Raw genomic sequence first — 18,948 nt, 5'->3', positions numbered from 1 at the left:
CTCCCCGATCCGTGTGATAGTGGCGGGCGCGAGGAACGGAGCGTGACGTGCACGTGGCTGTGCAAGTAGTGGCGGCACCCGTCGTGGGGCGTGCGAATATGGGACGTCCTCGGGACCGGGGACGGGGGAATGTCCTCGTCGGAGGGGGTAGGGAAGGCGTGTCGGGTGTGATGGGGCGAGAGGACCGGAGCGGGCGTGAGTGAGAACCAGAACCTCCTCGCGGAGCAGCGCCGAGCCCTGATCCTCGACGAGGTACGACGACGGGGCGGGGTCCGGGTCAACGAGCTGACCCGCAGACTCGGCGTGTCGGACATGACGGTGCGCCGCGATCTGGACGCGCTCGCCCGCCAGGGCGCGGTGGAGAAGGTGCACGGCGGCGCGGTGCCGGTGGCCGAGGCGAGCACGCACGAGCCCGGTTTCGAGGCGAAGTCCGGGCTGGAGCTGAGCGCCAAGGAGGACATCGCGCGGGCCGCCGCGGAGCTGGTCGCTCCGGGGTCGGCGATCGCTCTGTCGGGCGGTACGACGACGTACGCGCTGGCGCACCGGCTCGTGGACGTGCCCGATCTGACCGTGGTCACCAACTCGGTGCGGGTCGCCGATGTCTTCCATGCCGCCCAGCGCTCGTCGGGGCCCCGGCAGGGTGCGGCGACCGTGGTGCTCACGGGTGGTGTGCGGACGCCGTCCGATTCCCTGGTGGGGCCGGTGGCCGATCAGGCGATCGCGGCGCTCCACTTCGATGTGCTGTTCCTCGGGGTGCACGGGATATCGGTCGAGGCGGGGCTGTCCACGCCGAATCTGGCGGAGGCCGAGACGAACCGGCGGCTCGTGCAGTCGGCCCGGCGGGTGGTCGTGGTGGCGGACCACACCAAGTGGGGGACGGTCGGGCTGAGTTCGTTCGCCGCGCTGGAGCAGGTGGACACGTTGGTGACCGACGCGGGGTTGGCCGCGCAGGCGCGGGCCGAGATCGCCGAGCATCTGCGGCGGCTGGTGGTGGCCGGGGAGGACTTCGACGACGACTCGGACGACTGAGCGCCGTTGGGGGTGAGGGCCGTTTGAGAGTGCGGGCCGTTTGAGGGTGCGGGCTGTCTGTGGCTGGTCGCGCAGTTCCCCGAGCCCCTGGAGGGGCGCTGCGGGGCCCGGCGGTGACAAGGGGCTCTCAGTTCGTCCACATGCCTGTGGTCAGCAGTCTTTCGATCGCCGCCGTGTACGGGGTGATGTCCAGGCCCTGTTGTCTCAGCCAGTCGTCCGAGTAGTACTTGTCGAGGTAGCGGTCGCCCGGGTCGCACAGGAGGGTCACCACGCTGCCCCGGCGGCCGTCGGCGACCATCTCGGCGATGATCTTGAGGGCGCTCCACAGGCCCGTCCCCGTGGAGCCGCCGGCCTTGCGGCCGATCGCGTTCTCCAGGGCTCTCACGGCGGCGACACTGGCCGCGTCGGGGACCTTCATCATGCGGTCGACGGCGCCGGGGACGAAGCTGGGCTCCATGCGGGGGCGTCCGATGCCCTCGATACGGGAGCCGCAGTCGCAGGTGACATCGGGGTCGCCGGTGGTCCAGCCCTCGAAGAAACAGGAGTTCTCGGGGTCGGCGACACAGATGCGGGTGTCGTACTGCATGTAGTGGACGTAGCGCGCGATGGTCGCGGAGGTGCCGCCGGTGCCGGCGGTGGCGACGATCCAGGCCGGCTCGGGGAAGCGCTCCAACTGGAGCTGGCGGAAGACGGATTCGGCGATGTTGTTGTTGCCCCGCCAGTCCGTGGCCCGCTCGGCGTAGGTGAACTGGTCCATGTAGTGGCCGCCGGTCTCCACCGCGAGGCGGGCCGACTCCTCGTACATCTTCCGGGAGTCGTCCACGAAGTGGCAGCGTCCGCCGTGGAACTCGATCAGGCGGATCTTCTCGGGGCTGGTCGTACGGGGCATGACGGCGATGAAGGGGACGCCGATCAGTTTCGCGAAGTACGCCTCGGAGACGGCCGTGGAGCCGCTGGAGGCCTCGATGACGGGGCGGCCCGGCCGGATCCAGCCGTTGCACAGGCCGTAGAGGAAGAGGGAGCGGGCGAGGCGGTGCTTGAGGCTGCCGGTGGGGTGGGTCGACTCGTCCTTGAGATACAGGTCGATGCCCCAGCTCTCGGGCAGCGGGAAGCGCAGCAGATGGGTGTCGGCGGAGCGGTTCGCGTCGGCCTGGACCTTGCGCACGGCTTCTTTGAGCCAGGCGCGGTACTCGCTGTCGCTGTGATCGACGTCGAGGGTGGCGCCAGGGCGGGTGGGGTGGGGGGTGCTCACGGCGTGCTCCTCACGCGTTGCGCCGACGGCGGATCGCGGCGTCGGACATCCCGATGATAAACACCTTCCGCACGCTTCTCACCTGCATAAACATGCCTTTGAGCCCCTCAAAGGCACTCCTGTGGCAAGGATGCGCGGGGCGCATGGGGGGCGCATGCCGCGCGTGCGCCGGAACCCCGCCCCCGGTCCACCGTGCGCACTGGTGCTCGACGCGGGGGACGTGCAGACTTCACCGCACGGGCCGGGTCGATGCCGGGGCACCCAGGGGAGGCGGCCTCGGGCACACTGGATCACGGTCCGCCGGACACGGATCACGACACAGGACAGTCGAAGGGCATGAGGGGGCGGGGTACATGGCCGAGCCGGAGTTCACGGCCACGGGCGTGCGGATAGGGAAGCGGCTGCGGCAGCTCACCCGGGCGGGGCAGGTCCGGATCGAGGACGGGCGGCTGCAGCTGCTCACCAGCTACGGCAGCGAGATCGACAGCGCGCCGGTGCAGGCGGTACGCGCCTCGAAGCCCTGGTTCGCGAACGAGGACCGGGCGTTGGCCGATGTCAACGGCACCCGCTACACGCTCATCCTGAACGAGCACGACCCGGCTCCGGGGAAGCCCGGTCCGCCCTCCGCGCGCCGGTTCATCGAGGCGGTGCGCAGGGCCGCGGGACGCAGCGGCTGACGAACCGCGAGTTGCGGGACCGGTGACCCTGGTTCACTCTGGTCTCACGTCACTCTGGGTTTACCGGCGATAACGCTGCGAACCAGCCCGCCGGCCATGTCAGCGGGCGGCGGTTGTACGCAGCCACCCCCCACGAGCAGGCGGCGGCTTCGGCCTCCGCCACCAGGCGGCAGTCACAGGCGGCCGCACCACAGCAGGCGGCGTTTTTCGCCCAGCCACCTCGCTGGATCCGTACTCCGATCTTCTTCCGGACTCAATTCGGGGAGTCGCAGCCGTGATCAGCCAGCAAAGCAGGCACTGCACGGTGGAGCTCCAAGCCCTGCCGTCGCGGATCGGCCAGGTCCGCAGAATCGTATCTGCGCAATTGCGCTACTGGCATCTGGATCCCTTGATAGAGCGGGCCGCACTCGGGGTGACCGAGCTGCTGTCCAACGTCCACCGGCACGCGGAGCCGGACAAGATGTGCACCGTGGAGATGGAGTTGCTCCTCGGCCGGCTCACGGTCTCGGTGCACGACCACGACCCCCGCCTTCCCGTCGTCCAGGACGCGGAGCCCTTCGCCACCTGCGGTCGCGGTCTCGCGATGGTCGCCGCGGTCAGCGAGAGCTGGGGTGTGCGGCCGCACGGCGAGTCGGGGAAGGTCGTGTGGTTCACGCTGCCGGCGTCCTCGGCGGCGGTGCCGAAGATCTCGCCGTACGACGCCGGTCGGACGCTCGACACCGGGCCGGCCCTCGACACCGCGCAGCCGTTCGACACCGGACGCAGGCCCGCCACGCGCGGGCGCAGGTCCGAACACGCTCCCGCCCGGTCGGCCGTCGCAGGCTGACCGGGCGGTGACCATCTCGGTGGGGGCGGTTCGTCGGCGGGTGCAGGTGGGTGGGGGGCTGGTCGCGCAGTTCCCCGCGCCCCTGAAAGACCAGGCCCCCCGCCCCTGAAAGGCGACCGGTGGTGGGCCTGAAAAGCACGGGGCGCAGCCCCTGCTTTTCAGGGGCGCGGGGAACTGCGCGAGCAACCACGACGCACCCGCACCCGCCGACGAACCGCACGCACCCACCCCCGTCGGCGAACCTCACCCCCGCGTCCGGCGTCAGCCCACGGCGATGTCCACCGACGGCCGCAGCTTCGCCGCCGCGGCCAGGGCCATGTGGACCGGGTGCGTGTCGAAGGCGGCCAACAGGGTCGGGTCGGCGGGGTGTTCGGCGGCCGGGTAGGCGATCTGCTCGTAGGCGGTCTGGAAGCGGGGGCCCCAGCGGCGGGCGCCCAGGCGGGCCGTGCGGGAGCAGTTGTCGACCATGTACGCCACGTCGCGGGCGTGCATATAGGGGAGGAGGGAGTCGACCGCCTCGATGACGGACTCGTTGACGATCTCCGACCAGGGGTGACCGCGTTCGGCGAACTCGTCGATCTGGGCGGTCATCGTGGCGACGAAGACACCGGCGGTGAACGGGTCCACGGGCAGCTCGTGTTCGCCCCGGCGGGCGTGCGCGCGGTCGCTGACGGACCACATCGGTGAGCCGCCGATCCCGCTCATCGGGCGGGCACCGAGGCGGCGTTCGGCCAGGACGACGCTGCGCAGTTCGGTGCCGTCGGCGACCTCGTCGTAGATCTCCGCGACGATCTCCCGGGCGGGCCCGTACGTGGCCGTGTAGGCGCGGTCGAAGACGTCCCGGCCTGCCGCGTCGAGCTCCTCGCGGACCGCGCGGAGCCCGGTGTGGGAGATGGTGCGGGCGATCGGGCCGGTGAGGGTCTCACAGGAGCGCTCGTACGCCGTCACCGCGTCGTCCCCGGCGAGCCGGTAGCGGGTGTACAGGCTCTCGACGATGCCGTGGACGGCGCCGAGCAGGACGGCGCGCTCGCCGACGATGTCGGAGAGGTACTCGCTCTCCAGGGTGGTCCGGAAGGTGTACGGGGAGCCGAGGGCGACCGACCAGGCGAGGGCGCGGTCGGTCGCGTGGCCGTCGGGGTCGGCGTGGACGGCGTAACTGCTGTTGATCCCGGCTCCGTTGATCTCTGCGCCCTGCTCGTAGAGGCGGCGGACCGAGTCGCCCATCCCCTTCGGGCAGACGGCGATGACGCCGTGTCCGGGCGGGAAGTCGCCGCCGGTCTCGCGGAGGTGGCCGAGGAGGAAGCCGTGGGAGAGGCCGACGGTGGCGCCGGGCTTCAGGGCGGCGAAGATCTCCGCGTGGTGGGCGGCGAGGGCCGCGTCCGCGATCAGGAGGATGACGAGGTCGCTGTCGGCGGTGACAGTGAGCCAGTCGCCGAGGGTGCCGTCCGTTTCGGTGAAGCCGTGGGCGCGGGCGTCGTCGGCCGAGGCGGAGCCGGGGCGCAGTCCGACGGTGACGGTGATGCCGGTGCCGGCGAGGGAGTCGCGCAGATTGCGGGCCTGGGCCCGGCCCTGAGGTCCCCAGCCGATCACACCGATGCGGCGCACCCCGGCGAAGGCCCGGGGCAGCAGCGGGAAGAGGTGCCGGCCGCCGCGCAGGACGGTCTCCGTGCCGCCGGGCACGTCCATGGTTTCGAGGGCGAAGACGGTGGAGGTGGTCATGGAGGAGTTGTAGGGTCCGCGCGAGTGTTGCGGCAAGCGCAACCTCTGCAGCGGGGTATTGCGGATACTGAAAGGGCCAGGTGGGCGGGTATGCGGGACGGTCATCGTGAGCTGCGGCTGTTCGTTCATCTGGCCGGGACGCTGAACTTCGGGCGGACCAGCCTGGACTGTCATGTCAGCCCGGCGACCCTGACCCGGACCGTGCAGCGGCTGGAGGCCGGCCTCGGGCACCGGCTCTTCGACCGGGGGCCGAGGGGTGTCTCGCTGACGGCCGAGGGGCATCGCTTCCGTGAGTACGCCGTGCGGGCGCTGGAGTTGTGGCGCGCGTACCGCGAGGAGCACCCTGACCCCGCCGAACTCACCGGGCGGCTGGCCGTGTTCGCGACGGTGACCGCGTGTCAGGCGCTGCTCCCGGACCTGTTGGCGCCGTTCCGTGCGGCCCATCCGCAGGTCCGGCTCGATCTGCGCACGGGTGACGCGGCCGCCGCGCTGGCCCGGCTGGACGAGGGTGAGGTGGATGTGGCGGTCGCGGGCGTCCCGGGGCGGCTGCCGGAGGCGTTGGTGAGCCGGACGGTGGCGACGACGGATCTGGTGTTCGTCACCGCGCGCGACCGCCCGGACCCCGGTCTCGGCGGCCCCTTCGTCCTCCCCCACCGCGGGCTGGTGCGCGATGCCGCCGACCGCTGGTTCCGCTTCCACGGCACCGCACCCGATCCGGTGGCCGAGCCGGAGGGCCACGAGGCGCTGTTGGCCCTCGTCGCGCTGGGCTGCGGCACCGGTGTGGTCCCCCGACTGGTGCTCGACCACAGCGCCGTACGCGACCGGCTCACGGAGGTCCCCGCCGACACTCCGCCCGAGCCCTTCCCGATCGGGTTGTGCGTACGGCGGGCGGATCTGCGGCGGCCACTGGTGGCGGCACTGTGGAGCCTCACGGCCGAGTTCACCCGCTGATCACCTCGACGACAACTCCTGTACTCCGGAAATCCGTTCCTCATTTCCGCTCTCCCGCGGCATTCGGAATTATTGCTTTCACTTTTCACCGACGACACAACCTTCAACCAGTCACAAGCCTCTAATTCGGCGAACCGAAATGGGGGTCCGTCGAAAAATGAAGTGGGTAGCTCAACGGAACTCGGCGTGCCGAGCGGACAGGGACAGGGTGTGAAACCGAGAACCCGTTCCGCGGCGCCACTCCGCCCGCAGGGAAAAGCCGCGTTGTTCGCCGCCGTGTTCACCGTCGCCGTGCTCTGCGCCGGCGATGTGGTGGCCCGCAGCTATCCGTTCGGACCGCGCACCCGGAGCGTCAACGACCTCGGCAACCAGTACGTGCCGTTCCACGCGCACCTGTGGGACCTGCTGCACGGCCGGGCCGACGGCGGGCTGTTCGTCAACTGGCAGTCCGGGTTCGGAGCCGGCTTCCTGCCCGACCTCGGCACGTACGTCAGCAGCCCGTTCGCCCTGCTCGTGGCCGTGTTCCCGAGGGACGAGATCGATCTCGCGGTGTACGCGGTCACCCTGCTGAAGGTGGCGTCGGCCGCCGCCGCGATGGCCTGGCTGCTGCTCGCGCTGCGTCCCGGCCGCTGGTGGGCGGCGGGGCTGCTCGGCACGTCTTACGCGCTGTGCGGCTGGACCCTGGCGGACGCGGTCTACAACCCCATGTGGCTCGACGGCCTGGTCTTCCTGCCACTGCTGTGCCTGGTCGGGGAATGGGCGCGACGGGGGCGGCGGCCGTTCCTGGGTGTGCTGATCGTGGCGCTCGCCTGGACCGCCAACTTCTACACCGCGTACATGGCCACCCTCGCCGCCGCCCTGGTGCTGCTGCTCCGGCTGTGGCTCGGCGACCTCTCGCGCCGGCAGCGGCTGGGGGCGGCGGGCCGTGCCGCCCTGGTCACGGTCCTCGGCATGGGCCTGGCCGCGCCGCTGGTGGCGGTCGTGCACTTCGGCACCCGGCACTCCTATCCGGGCCGGGTCCGGCAGTTCGTGCCCGTCCCCACCGAGGACCTGCTCGCGCGGCTGCTGCCGGGGACGTACAGCTTCGGGACGCCGGCCGTGTTCGTGGGCACCACCGCGCTGCTGCTCGCGCTCGCGCTGCCCTTCCACCGGGCGGCCCCGGTGCGGGTACGGGCCGGGTGGACGCTGCTGGTGGTGGCCGTGGCGCTGTCGATGCAGTGGGGGCCGACGCATCTGCTCTGGCACGCCTTCGCGACCCCGCAGGGCGGCTCGTACCGTCAGGCGTTCGTGCTCTGCGCGCTGCTGGTGATCGCCGCCTGGCACGCCCTGTCGTACGGCGTTCCCGGCCCGCGTGCGCTGGGCGCGGCGGGTGCGCTGCTCGCGCTGGTGATCGTCGTCGCGAGCGGCAGCGAGCGCACGACGCGCGCCTTCACGCTCCCGCTCGCCCTGCTGGCGGCCGCCGGCGCGCTGGGCGGTCTGATCCTGCTGGGGCTCAGACGGAAGGACGGCAGGCCGCTCGCGGTCCTCGCCGTGGCGCTGCTGGTGTGCACGCAGTTCGGGGAGGCGGCCGTGACCTCCGCCGCCGACACCCGGCTGCGGCTCGGGCACATGGACGACTACGCACCCTGGGGTGCGCGGCAGCGGGACCAGGCCGAGGCGATCGCCGAGGCCGACGGCTGGCCCCGGTACCGGACCGACCCGGGCCGGGAGCAGACCGTCGGCAACGATCCGCTGCTGGTGGGCGGACAGGGCGCCCAGTACTACAGCAGTCTCACCTCCGATGTGCTGAGCCGTACGCTCACCGCCCTCGGGGGCGGCTGGACCTCGCGCGGCCGAAACGTGCAGAGCCTGGACAACGCCGTCGTGGACGCGATCTTCTCCGTCGGCGCCCGGGTGCACTCCCCGCCGGACCCGCACCAGAACTGGTTCCAGCAGGACGGCAGCGGGGTGACCGTGACCCGGCAGGACGTGCCGCCACTGGTGACGGTACGGCCGCACACCGCCGGCGGCCGTACGGACCTCTCCGCCTTCGGGCCGTCGCCGTACCGCAACCAGGAACTGCTGCTGGGCACGCGGGTGTACACCGTGCCCCGGTTCACCGTGCGCACCGCCGCCGGGAAGCCGCCGTCCCCCAGCGACGACGGACGGCCGGGTGTGCGGGTGGGTCCGCTGCCGTACATCAGCGCACCGGAGAAGCCGACGATCACGGGCAGGTGCCCGGCGGGGTCCGAGCTGTATCTGTGGGCGCCGCACATGTCGGGCACCGCGCGGCTCGCCGACGGCCCCGGATCGGCCGACGGCGCCGGGTCCGGCGAGGCGCTGACCGGGCGGTTCCGTTCCGATCAGCCCGTCACCAAGATCGCCCCCATGCAGCGGCTCGGCACGGTCGGGGACGACGGACGGTTCCGGATCGAGCTGTCGCCGAACAAGACCAGTCTCGTCCCGGACGGGGCGGTCGGCTGCCTGGACACCGCGCGCCTGCGCACCGCCGTCGACGGGCTGAAGGCGACGGGCGCCACCCGCGTGAGCGTGTCCGACGGGACCGTCCGGGCCGAACTGCCCGCCCACAGCACGGGTATCGCGGTCGTCGCGGCGCCCCGGATCTCCGGTTGGCGCTGTGCCACGGACAACGCCCCCGCCGTACCCGCCAAGGACTACCACGGGCTGATCGCCGTGCCTCTCTACGGCTCCGCCAGCAGCGTGACCTGCACATTCCATCCACCGGGGCTGCGCCTGGGCACGGCGGTCGGGGCCGTCTCACTCACTGCCGTGCTCCTGATCGGCGCGACAGGCCTGCTCCGCCGTCGACGGGACCGGGCAGGACCCGTACCCGTGCCCCAGGCCACCACTCGACCCGCGCCCGACGACCCGACCGCACGTGAGCGCGTGACCACCGCGCCGTGAACCGCACCCCTGGGGGAGAACCATGCTCATCTCGATCGTCGCACCCTGCTACAACGAGGAAGCCGTCGTCGCGCGCTTCCACGAGGAGATACAGAAGGTCGCGGAGGAACTGCTTCCGCTCGGCCACGACATGGAGTTCGTGTACGTCGACGACGGCAGCCGGGACCGGACGCTCACCGTCCTGAAGCAGCTGGCCGACATGGACGCCCGCGTCCGGTACGTCTCCTTCAGTCGCAACTTCGGCAAGGAGGCGGCACTGCTCGCGGGGCTGCGGCACGCCTCGGGCGACTCCGTGATCGTCATGGACGCCGACCTGCAGCATCCGCCGGCCCTGATCCGCCGCATGGTCGACCTGCGCGAACAGGGCTACGACCAGGTCATCGCCCGCCGCAACAGGACCGGCGACGGCCTCCTGCGCACCGCCACCGCCCGCCTGTACTACCGGCTGGTCAACCGTGTCGTCGACGTGGAACTCGCCGACGGCGTGGGCGACTTCCGGCTGCTGTCCCGCCGGGTGGTCGACGCGGTCCTGGACCTCACCGAGTACAACCGCTTCTCCAAGGGCCTCTTCGCCTGGGTCGGCTTCCCCGCCACGACCTTCGCGTACGAGAACGCCGTGCGCGAACACGGCCACAGCTCCTGGAGCTTCCGGTCGCTGCTCAACTACGGGCTCGACGGACTCCTCTCCTTCAACAACCGGCCGCTGCGGGCCGCCCTCTACCTCGGTCTGTGCCTGCTGGTGTGCGCGGGGCTCTACACGGCGTGGATCGTGGGCGCCGCACTCGTCAACGGCGTGGAGACACCGGGCTATGTCACCATCGTCACGGCCGTCACCGCCCTCGCCGGCGTGCAGATGATCATGCTCGGGGTGATCGGGGAGTACACCGGCCGGATCTACTACGAGGTGAAGGGACGCCCGCACTTCCTGGTGAAGGCGACCAACGTGGAGCAGACGGAGGGGCACGCGGCGTGCGGCACGACGAAGGATCTCATTCGCTGATGGGGACGGCGACCCGTACGACGACGCTCCCCGAGGCCCAGCCGATGCCGGAGCGCCGCATATCAGGACAGATCATCGCCTTCGCCCTGGTCGGGGTGGTCAACACCGCGACCTATTACGGCTTTTACCTGTTGTTCCTCCATTGGCTTCCTTATCTCGCCGCGCATATTCTCGCGTTTGCTCTGAGCATGACGGGTTCTTTTTTCCTGAACGCGCGATTCACCTATCGCACCCGTCCGACCCTGCGTAAATTCCTGCTGTTTCCGCTGACCAATGCCACGAATTTCCTGATCACCACGGCGGGTGTGTATGTGATCGTGGACGTCCTGCACGCGGGCAACCGGTTCGCCCCCCTGCTCGCGTCGGGCGCGGCGATTCCGGTGACGTTCGTGGTCTCCCGCATGATCATGCTGCGGGGGCCCCGGCCCCGGTGAGGGCCGTCAGACCAGCGCGCCCAGCGGATCGTCGAGCACCGGCTGCCAAGCCAACTCGGCCGCGCCCACCAGGCTGTTGTGGTCGAGCGTGCAGGCCAGGACCGGGGCGACCCCGCTCTGCCGGCCCCACAGACCTCGGTCGGCGACGACGGCGCGCAGCCGGTCGGGGTCCGCGTCGAGGAGGGTGCGGTGCATCCCGCCGAGGATGATGCGGTCGGGGTTGAGGATGTTGACCAGGCCGGCGAGCCCGAGGCCGAGGCGGTCGATGATGGTCTCGGTGGCCGCGCGGACCACCGGGTCGGCGTACTGGGTGCGGATCAGGTCGTTGGCCTGCTGGAGCAGTGACCCCTCGGGCCCGGGGTCCCGGCCGACGGCGGCGAGGAAGGCCCTCGGGTCGGCCTCGACGTCGAGGCAGCCGCGGCTGCCGCAGTGGCAGGGGCGGCCCTCGGGATTGACGGTGAGATGGCCGACTTCGAGGGCGAGGCCCGAACTGCCCGTGTGCAGACGGCCGTCGAGGACCAGCGCACCGCCGACGCCCCGGTGCCCGGTCGCCACGCACAGCAGATCGCGGGAGCCGCGCCCGGCGCCGTGCCGGTGTTCGGCGAGGGCGGCGAGGTTGACGTCGTTGGCCGCGAACGCGGGCCCCTCGATCCCGGCCGCGCGGACCCGCTCGGCGAAGATCTCCCGGACGGGTGCCCCGGCCGGCCAGGCCAGGTGCAGCGGGTTCAGCGCGAGCCCCGCCGGTTCGGCGACCGCGGACGGTACGGCGAGGCCCGCGCCCACGCACCGCCGACCGGTCTCGCGCAGCAGCTCGGCGCCCGCGTCGACGACCGAGCCGAGCACCTTCGCCGGGTCGGCGTCCACGATCTCGCAGGCGGGCGTGGTGGCGACGATCCGTCCGCCGAGCCCGACCAGCGCGGCCCGCCAGCCGTCGGCGTGGACCTGGGTGGCGAGCGCGACGGGTCCCTCCTCGGCGACTTCGAGGCGGTGCGAGGGCCGGCCCTGGGAGCCGGCGGCGGCGCCCGGGTGCGCGTCGACCCGGATCAGTCCCAGTGCCTCCAGCTCGGCGGCGACGGCACCCGCCGTGGCCCGGGTGACGCCCAGCTCGGCGGTGAGCACGGCCCGGGTCGGTGCCCGGCCGGTGTGCACCAGTTCCAGCGCCGGACCGAGCGCGCCCCTGCCCCGGTCCAGCCGCGTGCGCGTCGTCGTCGGTGTCCCTTCGCCCGCCGCCTTGGGGGCCGCCTTCCCGTCCATGAGGGCGAGTCTCCCATGATCCGCTCGGCACCGAACCCCGCCCGGCGGGCGTCAGCCGTCGTCGAAGCCGCCGACCCGCAGGGTGACGTTCAGCCTTCCCGTCAGCCCCAGCCCGGGCGGCCCCGACCCCGCGTGCACCCGGGGCACCCCGTGGTAGGCCCGCCGTGCCGCCCCGCCGAACACGAAGAGATCACCGCTGCGCAGCTCCACGTCCGTGTACGGCCGCGCCCGGGTCTCCGTGTTGCCGAAGCGGAAGACACAGGTGTCGCCGAGGCTCAGCGACACCACGGGAGCGTCCGACTTCTCGTCGCTGTCGCGGTGCATGCCCATCCGGGCGTCGCCGTCGTAGAAGTTGATCAGGGCGATGTCGTACGCGGCGGCCGCCTCCCGTGCGCCGAGGGCGTCCTCGACCGCGCGCCGGCCCAGCTCGTCCAGCCAGTCGGGGAACGGTTTCACGGGCGCGCCGTCGCCGTCGACGACCGTGCGGGCGTAGCCGTACGGGTACCAGTGGAGGCCGAGGCAGACCTGCCGGGCGGTCATCGCGCCGCCGCCCGGGGTGCGGACCGTGCGGAGTCCGGCGGGCGGCCTGGCCCACTCCCGGCAGGCCTCCAGAAGCCGCCGCTGCCGGTCCATGTCCAGCCAGTCCGGTACATGGACCGCGCCGGGCGCGATCTCCGTACGGCTCCGGGGGAACAGCTCGGCGTCCATGACTGCCATCATCGCGCACGGCCGCTCGGCGACCGGGCCTGAGCTGGGCTCGGGTTAGCCTGGGCACACGATGAGCGACCCTATGACCGCGCCCTGGGGCGAATACACCCTGTCCCGCTTTCCCGAGGACCCACGTGAGCAGCTGCGCGCCTGGGACGCGTCCGACGCGTATCTGCTGCGCCATCTCGCGGAGAGCGGAACGCCGTTGGAGGGGGCGGTCGTGGTCGTCGGGGACCGCTGGGGTGCGCTGACCACCGCGCTGGCCACCGCACCGATCACCGCTCCGGCCACTGCCCCGGACGGGCAGGGACCGACGCAGATCACCGACTCGTTCCTGAGCCGGGAGGCGACGCGGGCGAATCTGGAGCGGGCCGGCGTCGAGGCGGACTCGGTACGGCTGCTGACCACCGAGGACGCGCCCCCGGACCGGGTGGACGTGCTCCTCGTCCGGGTCCCGAAGAGCCTCGCGCTCCTGGAGGACCAGCTGCACCGGCTCGCGCCCGCCGTGCACGAGGGCACGGTCGTGATCGGCACCGGCATGGTCAAGGAGATCCACACCTCCACGCTCAGGCTCTTCGAGCGGATCCTCGGCCCGACCCGTACCTCGCTCGCGCGGCAGAAGGCGCGGCTGATCTTCTGCGCGCCGGACGCGCGGACTCTGGGGGCCCGGGGCAACAACCCATGGCCGAACAGCTACCAACTCCCGGATGACGTCGGCCTGTTGGCCGGGCGGACCGTCGTGAACCACGCGGGCGTGTTCTGCGCCGACCGGCTGGACATCGGCACCCGGTTCTTCCTGCGGCATCTGCCGAAGGACCCGGGCGGCGGGCGTATCGTCGATCTGGGGTGCGGCAACGGTGTGGTCGGTACGGCGGTCGCGCTGGCCGCTCCGGACGCCGAGGTGGTGTTCGTCGACGAGTCGTACCCGGCGGTGGCCTCGGCGGAGGAGACGTACCGGGCGAACCGGCCGGACGCCGACGGCGAGGCCGGTGGGAAGGCCGAGTTCCGGGTCGGTGACGGGCTGGAGGGGTTCGCGCCGGAAAGTGTGGATCTCGTGCTCAACAACCCGCCGTTCCACTCCCACCAGGCGACGACCGACGCCACGGCCCGGCGGATGTTCGCCGGGGCACGGCGGGCGCTGCGGCCGGGCGGTGAACTGTGGGTGGTCGGCAATCGCCATCTGGCGTACCACGTGACGCTGCGACGGATCTTCGGCAACAGCGAACTCGTCGCGAGCGACGCGAAGTTCGTGGTGCTGAAGGCGGTCAGACGGGGTTAGGGGCATCCGCCGAGGAGGCGGTGCCCCGCAGGGCGCGCGGTGAGGCGCCCAGCTCCCGGCGGCAGGCCTTGTTGAAGGCCTGGAGGTCGGGGATGCCCACGGAGGCGGCCACGGCGGGGATGGAGAGGGTCGTGGCGCGCAGCAGATGGTGGGCGCGTTCGAGTCTGCGGCGGCGGATGTAGGCGACGACCGTGCCGCCCGTCTCGGCGTGGAACAGCCGGGTCAGATGGTTGTGGGAGACACCGGCCACCCGGGCCACCTCCGGGATGGTGAGCGGGGCGGCGAGATGGGCCTCGATATGGGCGATGGCGGTGGTGACCGCCGGGTGCGGGCCGGGGTCCGCCGCGGCGGGCGGGGTCAGGTGCGCGACGCGCCACAGGGCGGTCCACAGCTCGGCCCGGGTACGGTCGGGCTCGCTCGGGGCGGCGGCCACCGCCTGGAGCAACAGGCCGGTGAGCGTGGGGAGTTCGGGGCCGGTGTCCTGCACTACGGGTACGGTGCGGGGCGCCCCGGCCGGGGTGATGCGCAGGTGGGCGAAGAGGTGTTCGGAGCGGCCCCGGTAGCGGTAGCGGACCGTGGTGCCGGGCGGTACGAGACTGACCCGGCCGGGGCGGATGGTGTGGGCCGTGCCGTCGACGGTCAGTTCGGCCTCGTACTGGTAGAGGTGCAGCTGCCACAGCTCCGGCAGCCGGAACACATCCGTGCGCCCCGCCACGCCGTGCACGCCGACACCGATGAGGGCGACCACCGGCGGCTCACCGAGGTGGATCTCCGTCTCCCGCATGTCCGGAAAATATCAGTGACGGGCGTCACACTCCGAGCCCGGACGTCGCGCTTCGCAAGACGGTCACATTCCCACGCGGGACGGGCACGTACGGGCTCCCGCTCGGGCCTGTACGGGCTCCCGTTCGGGCCTGTGCGGGCTCCCGTCGGGCTCGTACGGTCGGCCTAGGCAGGTGGAACGGCGTCTTCCGTCCGCAGGACCCGGATGAGGCGGGCCACCGTCTCCGTCATCGCCGCCCGCCCTGCCGTGAGGTACTTTCGCGGGTCCACCACCTCGGGGCGGGCCGTGAGGAACTCCCGGACCGCGCCGGTGAGGGCGATGTTGAGCGCGGTGCCGATGTTGACCTTGGCGATGCCTCCCGTGACGGCCGCGCGCAGTTCGTCGTCCGGGACGCCGGAGGAGCCGTGCAGGACGAGCGGCACTTCCAGGGCGGCGGCCAGCCGTTTCAGGAGGGTGTGGTCGAGGGCCGCGGTCCGGGTGGTCATCGCGTGCGAGCTGCCGATGGCGACCGCGAGCGCGTCCACGCCCGAATCGGCCACGAAGGCCCGCGCCTCGTCGGGGTCGGTGCGGGCGCCGGGCGCGTGCGCGTCGAGCGGCGCCGAGCCGTTCCTGCCGCCGACCCGCGCCGCTTCCTTCCCGCCCACCCGGCCCAACTCGGCCTCGATCCACAGCCCTTGGCCGTGCGCCCACTCCACGGCGGCATGGGTCGCGGCGAGGTTGTCCAGGTAGGGCAGGCGGGAGGCGTCGTACATCACGGAGCTGAATCCGGCGTCGGCGGCCCGGCGCAGCAGGTCGTCGCTCTGGATGTGGTCGAGGTGGAGCGCGACGGGCACGGCGGCCCGCTCGGCGGCGGCGGACGCGGCGCGGGCCAGCGGGAACAGGTCCCCGCCGTGGAACCCGACCGCGTTCTCGCTGACCTGGAGGACGACCGGCGCGGCGACGGACTCGGCGCCCGCGACGACCGCCTCGACGTGCTCCAGGGTGATGACGTTGAACGCGGCCACCGCGGAGTGCGCGGAGGCGGCCCCGGTGATCAGTTCCCCGGTGGTCGTGAGCGGCACAACTCCTCCTGGTTCAGCGGGTGTCGGAGTCGAGGATCACCGAGCGCGTGAGGTGGCGCGGCCGGTCCGGGTCGAGACCGCGGGCGGCGGCCACGGCGACGGCGAGGCGTTGGGCGCGGACCAGTTCGGCGAGCGGATCGAGACCGCCGGCCACCCACACCGCACCGGTCACCCGCACCTGTTCGGCCAGCCCCTCGGGTGCCTCGCCGAGCATCCAGGTCGCCGTCCCCCCGGTGGTGACGCTGATCGGGCCGTGCCGGTACTCCATCGCCGGGTACGCCTCGCTCCACGCCAGCGCGGCCTCGCGCATCTTCAGCGCGGCCTCGTTCGCGAGGCCCACGGTCCAGCCCCGGCCGAGGAAGGTGAACTGGTGGGCGCCGACGAGCTTTTCGGGCAGCGGTGCCGCCAGCGCGGTGCGCGCGTCGGCGACGGCGGCCTCGGTGTGCAGACCGAGGTGGGCGCGGAGGAGGGTGAGGGCGGTGGTGGCGAAGCGGGTCTGGACGACGGACTTCTCGTCGGCGTGGTCCAGCACGACGACATCGTCGGCGGCCGTCATCACGGGGGTGTCCGGGTCGGCGGTGATCGCCGTCGTGCGCGTACGGCCCCGCAGCGCGCCGAGCAGTTCCAGCACCTCGGTGGTGGTGCCGGAACGGGTGAGGGCGACGACCCGGTCGTAGGCCCGGCCGTGGGGGAACTCCGAGGCCGCGAAGGCGTCCGTCTCCCCCTGACCGGCCCGCTCACGCAGCGCGGCGGCGGCCTGCCCCATGAAGTACGACGTCCCGCAGCCGACGAACGCCACCCGCTCCCCCGGCGCCGGCAGGACCCCGGCGTGTCCGTCCGCCTCGGCGGCGACGCGGGTCCAGCACTCGGGCTGGCTGTTCAGCTCGTCCTCGACGTGGGTCATGCGGTCACCCTCCCCAGGAGACACCCGACTCATGCTTGTTTCTGCAAGATATAGTCACCTATCGAGCATCTTCAAGCATCATGACAGCCACCACCATCGCATCCGCGCGCAAGAGGAGGGCCCATGTCCCGCGACGCCCGTTGGCAGACCCTGCTCGAACTGCTCGTCGAGCGCGGACGGCTGGAGGTCGAGGAGGTGGCCGCCGAGCTGGGGGTGTCCGCCGCGACGATCCGGCGTGACTTCGACCAGCTCGCGGAGCAGCAGATGCTCGTCCGCACCCGGGGCGGGGCGGTCGTGCACGGCGTCTCGTACGAGCTGCCGCTGCGCTACAAGACGGCGCGTCGGGCCACCGAGAAACAGCGCATCGCGAAGGCGGTCGCGGATCTCGTCGCCCCCGGCGAGGCGGTGGGCCTGACCGGCGGCACAACCACCACCGAGGTGGCGCGGGCCCTGGCCGTACGGGGCGATCTGGCTGCCGTACGCGGGGATGTGGCCTCCGGCGCGCCCGCGCTGACCGTCGTCACGAACGCGCTCAACATCGCGAGCGAGCTGGCCGTGCGCCCCCAGTTCAAGATCGTGGTGACGGGCGGGGTGGCCCGCGCCCAGTCGTACGAGCTCGTGGGCCCGCTCGCCGACGGCGTGCTGGACCGGATCACTCTGGATCTGGCCGTCCTCGGCGTGGTCGCCCTGGACGTCGTCCACGGCGCCGCCGCGCACGACGAGGCGGAGGCCGCCGTCAACCGGCTGCTGTGCGAGCGGGCCGAGCGGGTCGTGGTCGCGGCCGACTCCAGCAAGCTGGGGCGGCGGGCCTTCGCCTGGATCTGTGCGACGGAGTCGGTGGACACGCTGGTCACGGACTCGGCCGCCGCACCCGAGACGGTACGGGGCTTCGAGGAGGCCGGGGTGCGGGTCGTCACCGTCTGAGGCCGGTGACTGTGGTGCCAGGGTGTGCCGGGGGTGCCAGGGGTGTCAGTCCTGGAGCCAGGGGGCCAGGAGGCCGCCCCGCTTCAGGGTGGTGAGGACGAGGGAGACGTCGATCGAGGTCACCTCGGGGAGCCAGGGGGAGCGGGTGACGAAGTCGTGCAGGGCGTTCTCGTCGGGGAACGCGGTGAGGATCAGGAGCTGGCGTTCGCCGGTGACGAAGCTGGTGTAGCGGACGTGGGCGGACTCGGCGAGGGCCGTGGTCACGGAGTCGACCTTGGCCGGGGGTGTGCGGGCCCAGAGGACGGCCTCGATCGGCAGGCCGAGCACCGCGGGTTCGATCACGGCGCGGATGCGGACCTTGCCCTCGCGCCGTAACGCGCCGAGTCGGCGTCTCGCGGTGGCCTCCGACACGCCCGAGACACGCGCGAGTTCGTCGTAGGTGCGGCGCCCGTCCTCGGCGAGGGCGTGCAGCAACAGCCGGTCGGCGCGGGTGAGTTCGGGTGACGTCCCGCAGGCCGGCAGGGGATCGGTGATCGGCCGCGACGAGGTGTCGGAGGGGTCCTCGCCCTTCAGCGCGGCGATCTCGGTGTCGGTGAGGAGGCCCGCGTGCCACTCGCGGATCGTGCGGACGTGGCGCAGTACGGGGAGGGTGTGGGTCTCCACCACGCCCGGCAGACCGGCGAGTTCGTCCAGGACCAGGCCCGCCAGCCGTTCGCGGGGCCAGCGCAGTTCCGCGAGGCAGTCCGGGGTGCCGGTGAGGACATGGGCGTAGACGCAGTCGGGGCGGCGGGCCAGCGCGGTGGCCGTGACCCGGGCGCGACCGGGGGCGCAGCGGACGCCGACGACCACACTGCGGCCGCGCATCGCCATCGCCCCGATCCGTACGAGGCCGGCCTCCAGGAGGCGGGTGCCCCGGCGGACGACCGTGCGCTCGGGCTCGCCGAGGGCCGCCGCGATGCGGTGCCAGGCGGCCCGGCCGTCGATCTGCAGCGCGCTGATGATGCGCCGGTCCAGCGAATCCGTCACGGGCCCGGTCTGCGGTGCGTCCATCGGTCCCAGCCTATGGCTGATTCCGTCAACTCCGCAGGGGTTCTTGTTCCCTTCCGTCGCCGTGGACCAGCCTGCCGTGAAGTGGAACCGCAGGGTCCCGCACGGTCTCCCCGCCGTGCGGGGCGCGTCCACGTCCCCCTCGGCCCGCACCCGCCGCACGAACCCATGGCTCCCGTAACTCCCCGATGTACG

General features: G+C 72.2%; 17 protein-coding genes. 9 read left to right on the top strand and 8 right to left on the bottom strand.

The features are described 5' to 3' along the window. Positions 1–195 precede the first annotated feature (195 nt). Positions 196–1,029, top strand: coding sequence for a DeoR/GlpR family DNA-binding transcription regulator (locus tag ABT147_RS07440; protein ID WP_351403237.1), 834 nt, complete (start codon positions 196–198; stop codon positions 1,027–1,029). Positions 1,030–1,156: 127 nt separating this feature from the next. Here the strand turns inward: ABT147_RS07440 and cds1 are convergent, their stop codons facing one another. Further along, positions 1,157–2,281: an L-cysteine desulfhydrase Cds1 gene (gene cds1, locus ABT147_RS07435; RefSeq protein WP_351403236.1), complete on the bottom strand. Its 1,125-nt coding sequence runs from the start codon at positions 2,279–2,281 to the stop codon at positions 1,157–1,159. A gap of 353 nt (positions 2,282–2,634) precedes the next feature. Here cds1 and ABT147_RS07430 point away from each other — a divergent pair, with 353 nt between their 5' ends. Both ABT147_RS07430 and ABT147_RS07425 read left to right on the top strand, forming a co-directional pair. After that, positions 2,635–2,958 carry a hypothetical protein gene (locus ABT147_RS07430; protein WP_327348838.1) on the top strand — a complete coding sequence of 108 codons (324 nt, stop codon included), beginning with the start codon at positions 2,635–2,637 and terminating at the stop codon, positions 2,956–2,958. Positions 2,959–3,232: 274 nt separating this feature from the next. After that, positions 3,233–3,784 carry an ATP-binding protein gene (locus ABT147_RS07425; RefSeq protein ID WP_351403235.1) on the top strand — a complete coding sequence of 184 codons (552 nt, stop codon included), beginning with the start codon at positions 3,233–3,235 and terminating at the stop codon, positions 3,782–3,784. Between the two features lie 261 nt (positions 3,785–4,045). Here ABT147_RS07425 and ABT147_RS07420 read toward each other — a convergent pair whose 3' ends face one another. Next, complete coding sequence (locus tag ABT147_RS07420; protein ID WP_351403233.1) at positions 4,046–5,503, bottom strand: ketol-acid reductoisomerase; 1,458 nt, start codon at positions 5,501–5,503, stop codon at positions 4,046–4,048. Between the two features lie 90 nt (positions 5,504–5,593). On the opposite strand from ABT147_RS07420, the gene ilvY reads away from it, so the two are divergent. From ilvY to ABT147_RS07400, 4 genes are all read left to right on the top strand, one after another. Next, entirely contained in the window at positions 5,594–6,454 is an 861-nt protein-coding gene (gene ilvY / locus ABT147_RS07415) for an HTH-type transcriptional activator IlvY (protein WP_351403232.1), read from the top strand. Between the two features lie 264 nt (positions 6,455–6,718). Then, the gene (locus ABT147_RS07410; RefSeq protein ID WP_502983044.1) at positions 6,719–9,358 is read left to right on the top strand and encodes a YfhO family protein; all 2,640 of its coding nucleotides are present in this window, start codon (positions 6,719–6,721) and stop codon (positions 9,356–9,358) included. A 22-nt stretch (positions 9,359–9,380) separates the two neighbouring features. Beyond that, a complete protein-coding gene (locus ABT147_RS07405; protein WP_351403230.1) occupies positions 9,381–10,358 on the top strand; it encodes a glycosyltransferase family 2 protein in 978 nt (325 codons plus the stop codon). 44 nt (positions 10,359–10,402) lie between these two features. Further along, complete coding sequence (locus tag ABT147_RS07400; protein ID WP_351403332.1) at positions 10,403–10,792, top strand: GtrA family protein; 390 nt, start codon at positions 10,403–10,405, stop codon at positions 10,790–10,792. Positions 10,793–10,798: 6 nt separating this feature from the next. On the opposite strand, the gene ABT147_RS07395 is transcribed toward ABT147_RS07400, so the two are convergent. Further along, the gene (locus tag ABT147_RS07395) at positions 10,799–12,046 is read right to left on the bottom strand and encodes an ROK family protein (protein WP_351403229.1); all 1,248 of its coding nucleotides are present in this window, start codon (positions 12,044–12,046) and stop codon (positions 10,799–10,801) included. 51 nt (positions 12,047–12,097) lie between these two features. Further along, complete coding sequence (locus tag ABT147_RS07390) at positions 12,098–12,754, bottom strand: alpha-ketoglutarate-dependent dioxygenase AlkB family protein (RefSeq protein ID WP_351403227.1); 657 nt, start codon at positions 12,752–12,754, stop codon at positions 12,098–12,100. A 70-nt stretch (positions 12,755–12,824) separates the two neighbouring features. Between ABT147_RS07390 and ABT147_RS07385 the strand changes: the two genes are divergently transcribed. Continuing rightward, positions 12,825–14,033: a methyltransferase gene (locus tag ABT147_RS07385; protein WP_351403226.1), complete on the top strand. Its 1,209-nt coding sequence runs from the start codon at positions 12,825–12,827 to the stop codon at positions 14,031–14,033. Here ABT147_RS07385 and ABT147_RS07380 read toward each other — a convergent pair. From ABT147_RS07380 to ABT147_RS07370, 3 genes are all read right to left on the bottom strand, one after another. Next, complete coding sequence (locus tag ABT147_RS07380) at positions 14,020–14,817, bottom strand: AraC family transcriptional regulator (RefSeq protein WP_351403225.1); 798 nt, start codon at positions 14,815–14,817, stop codon at positions 14,020–14,022. The genes ABT147_RS07385 and ABT147_RS07380 overlap by 14 nt on opposite strands. 164 nt (positions 14,818–14,981) lie before the next feature. Beyond that, positions 14,982–15,878, bottom strand: a complete 897-nt coding sequence (locus ABT147_RS07375; protein ID WP_351403224.1) for a class II fructose-bisphosphate aldolase — start codon at positions 15,876–15,878, stop codon at positions 14,982–14,984. Between the two features lie 13 nt (positions 15,879–15,891). Continuing rightward, complete coding sequence (locus ABT147_RS07370; RefSeq protein WP_351403222.1) at positions 15,892–16,782, bottom strand: SIS domain-containing protein; 891 nt, start codon at positions 16,780–16,782, stop codon at positions 15,892–15,894. A 123-nt stretch (positions 16,783–16,905) separates the two neighbouring features. Here ABT147_RS07370 and ABT147_RS07365 point away from each other — a divergent pair, with 123 nt between their 5' ends. Continuing rightward, positions 16,906–17,706, top strand: a complete 801-nt coding sequence (locus tag ABT147_RS07365; RefSeq protein WP_351403221.1) for a DeoR/GlpR family DNA-binding transcription regulator — start codon at positions 16,906–16,908, stop codon at positions 17,704–17,706. 45 nt (positions 17,707–17,751) lie between these two features. Here ABT147_RS07365 and ABT147_RS07360 read toward each other — a convergent pair whose 3' ends face one another. Further along, entirely contained in the window at positions 17,752–18,756 is a 1,005-nt protein-coding gene (locus tag ABT147_RS07360) for an Lrp/AsnC family transcriptional regulator (RefSeq protein WP_351403220.1), read from the bottom strand. Between the last annotated feature and the right edge of the window lie 192 nt (positions 18,757–18,948).

Origin of the sequence: Streptomyces sp. NPDC001868 (genome assembly GCF_040297125.1) — a bacterium.
Classification (GTDB): domain Bacteria; phylum Actinomycetota; class Actinomycetes; order Streptomycetales; family Streptomycetaceae; genus Streptomyces.
This window is presented reverse-complemented; position numbering and strand designations above follow the sequence as displayed.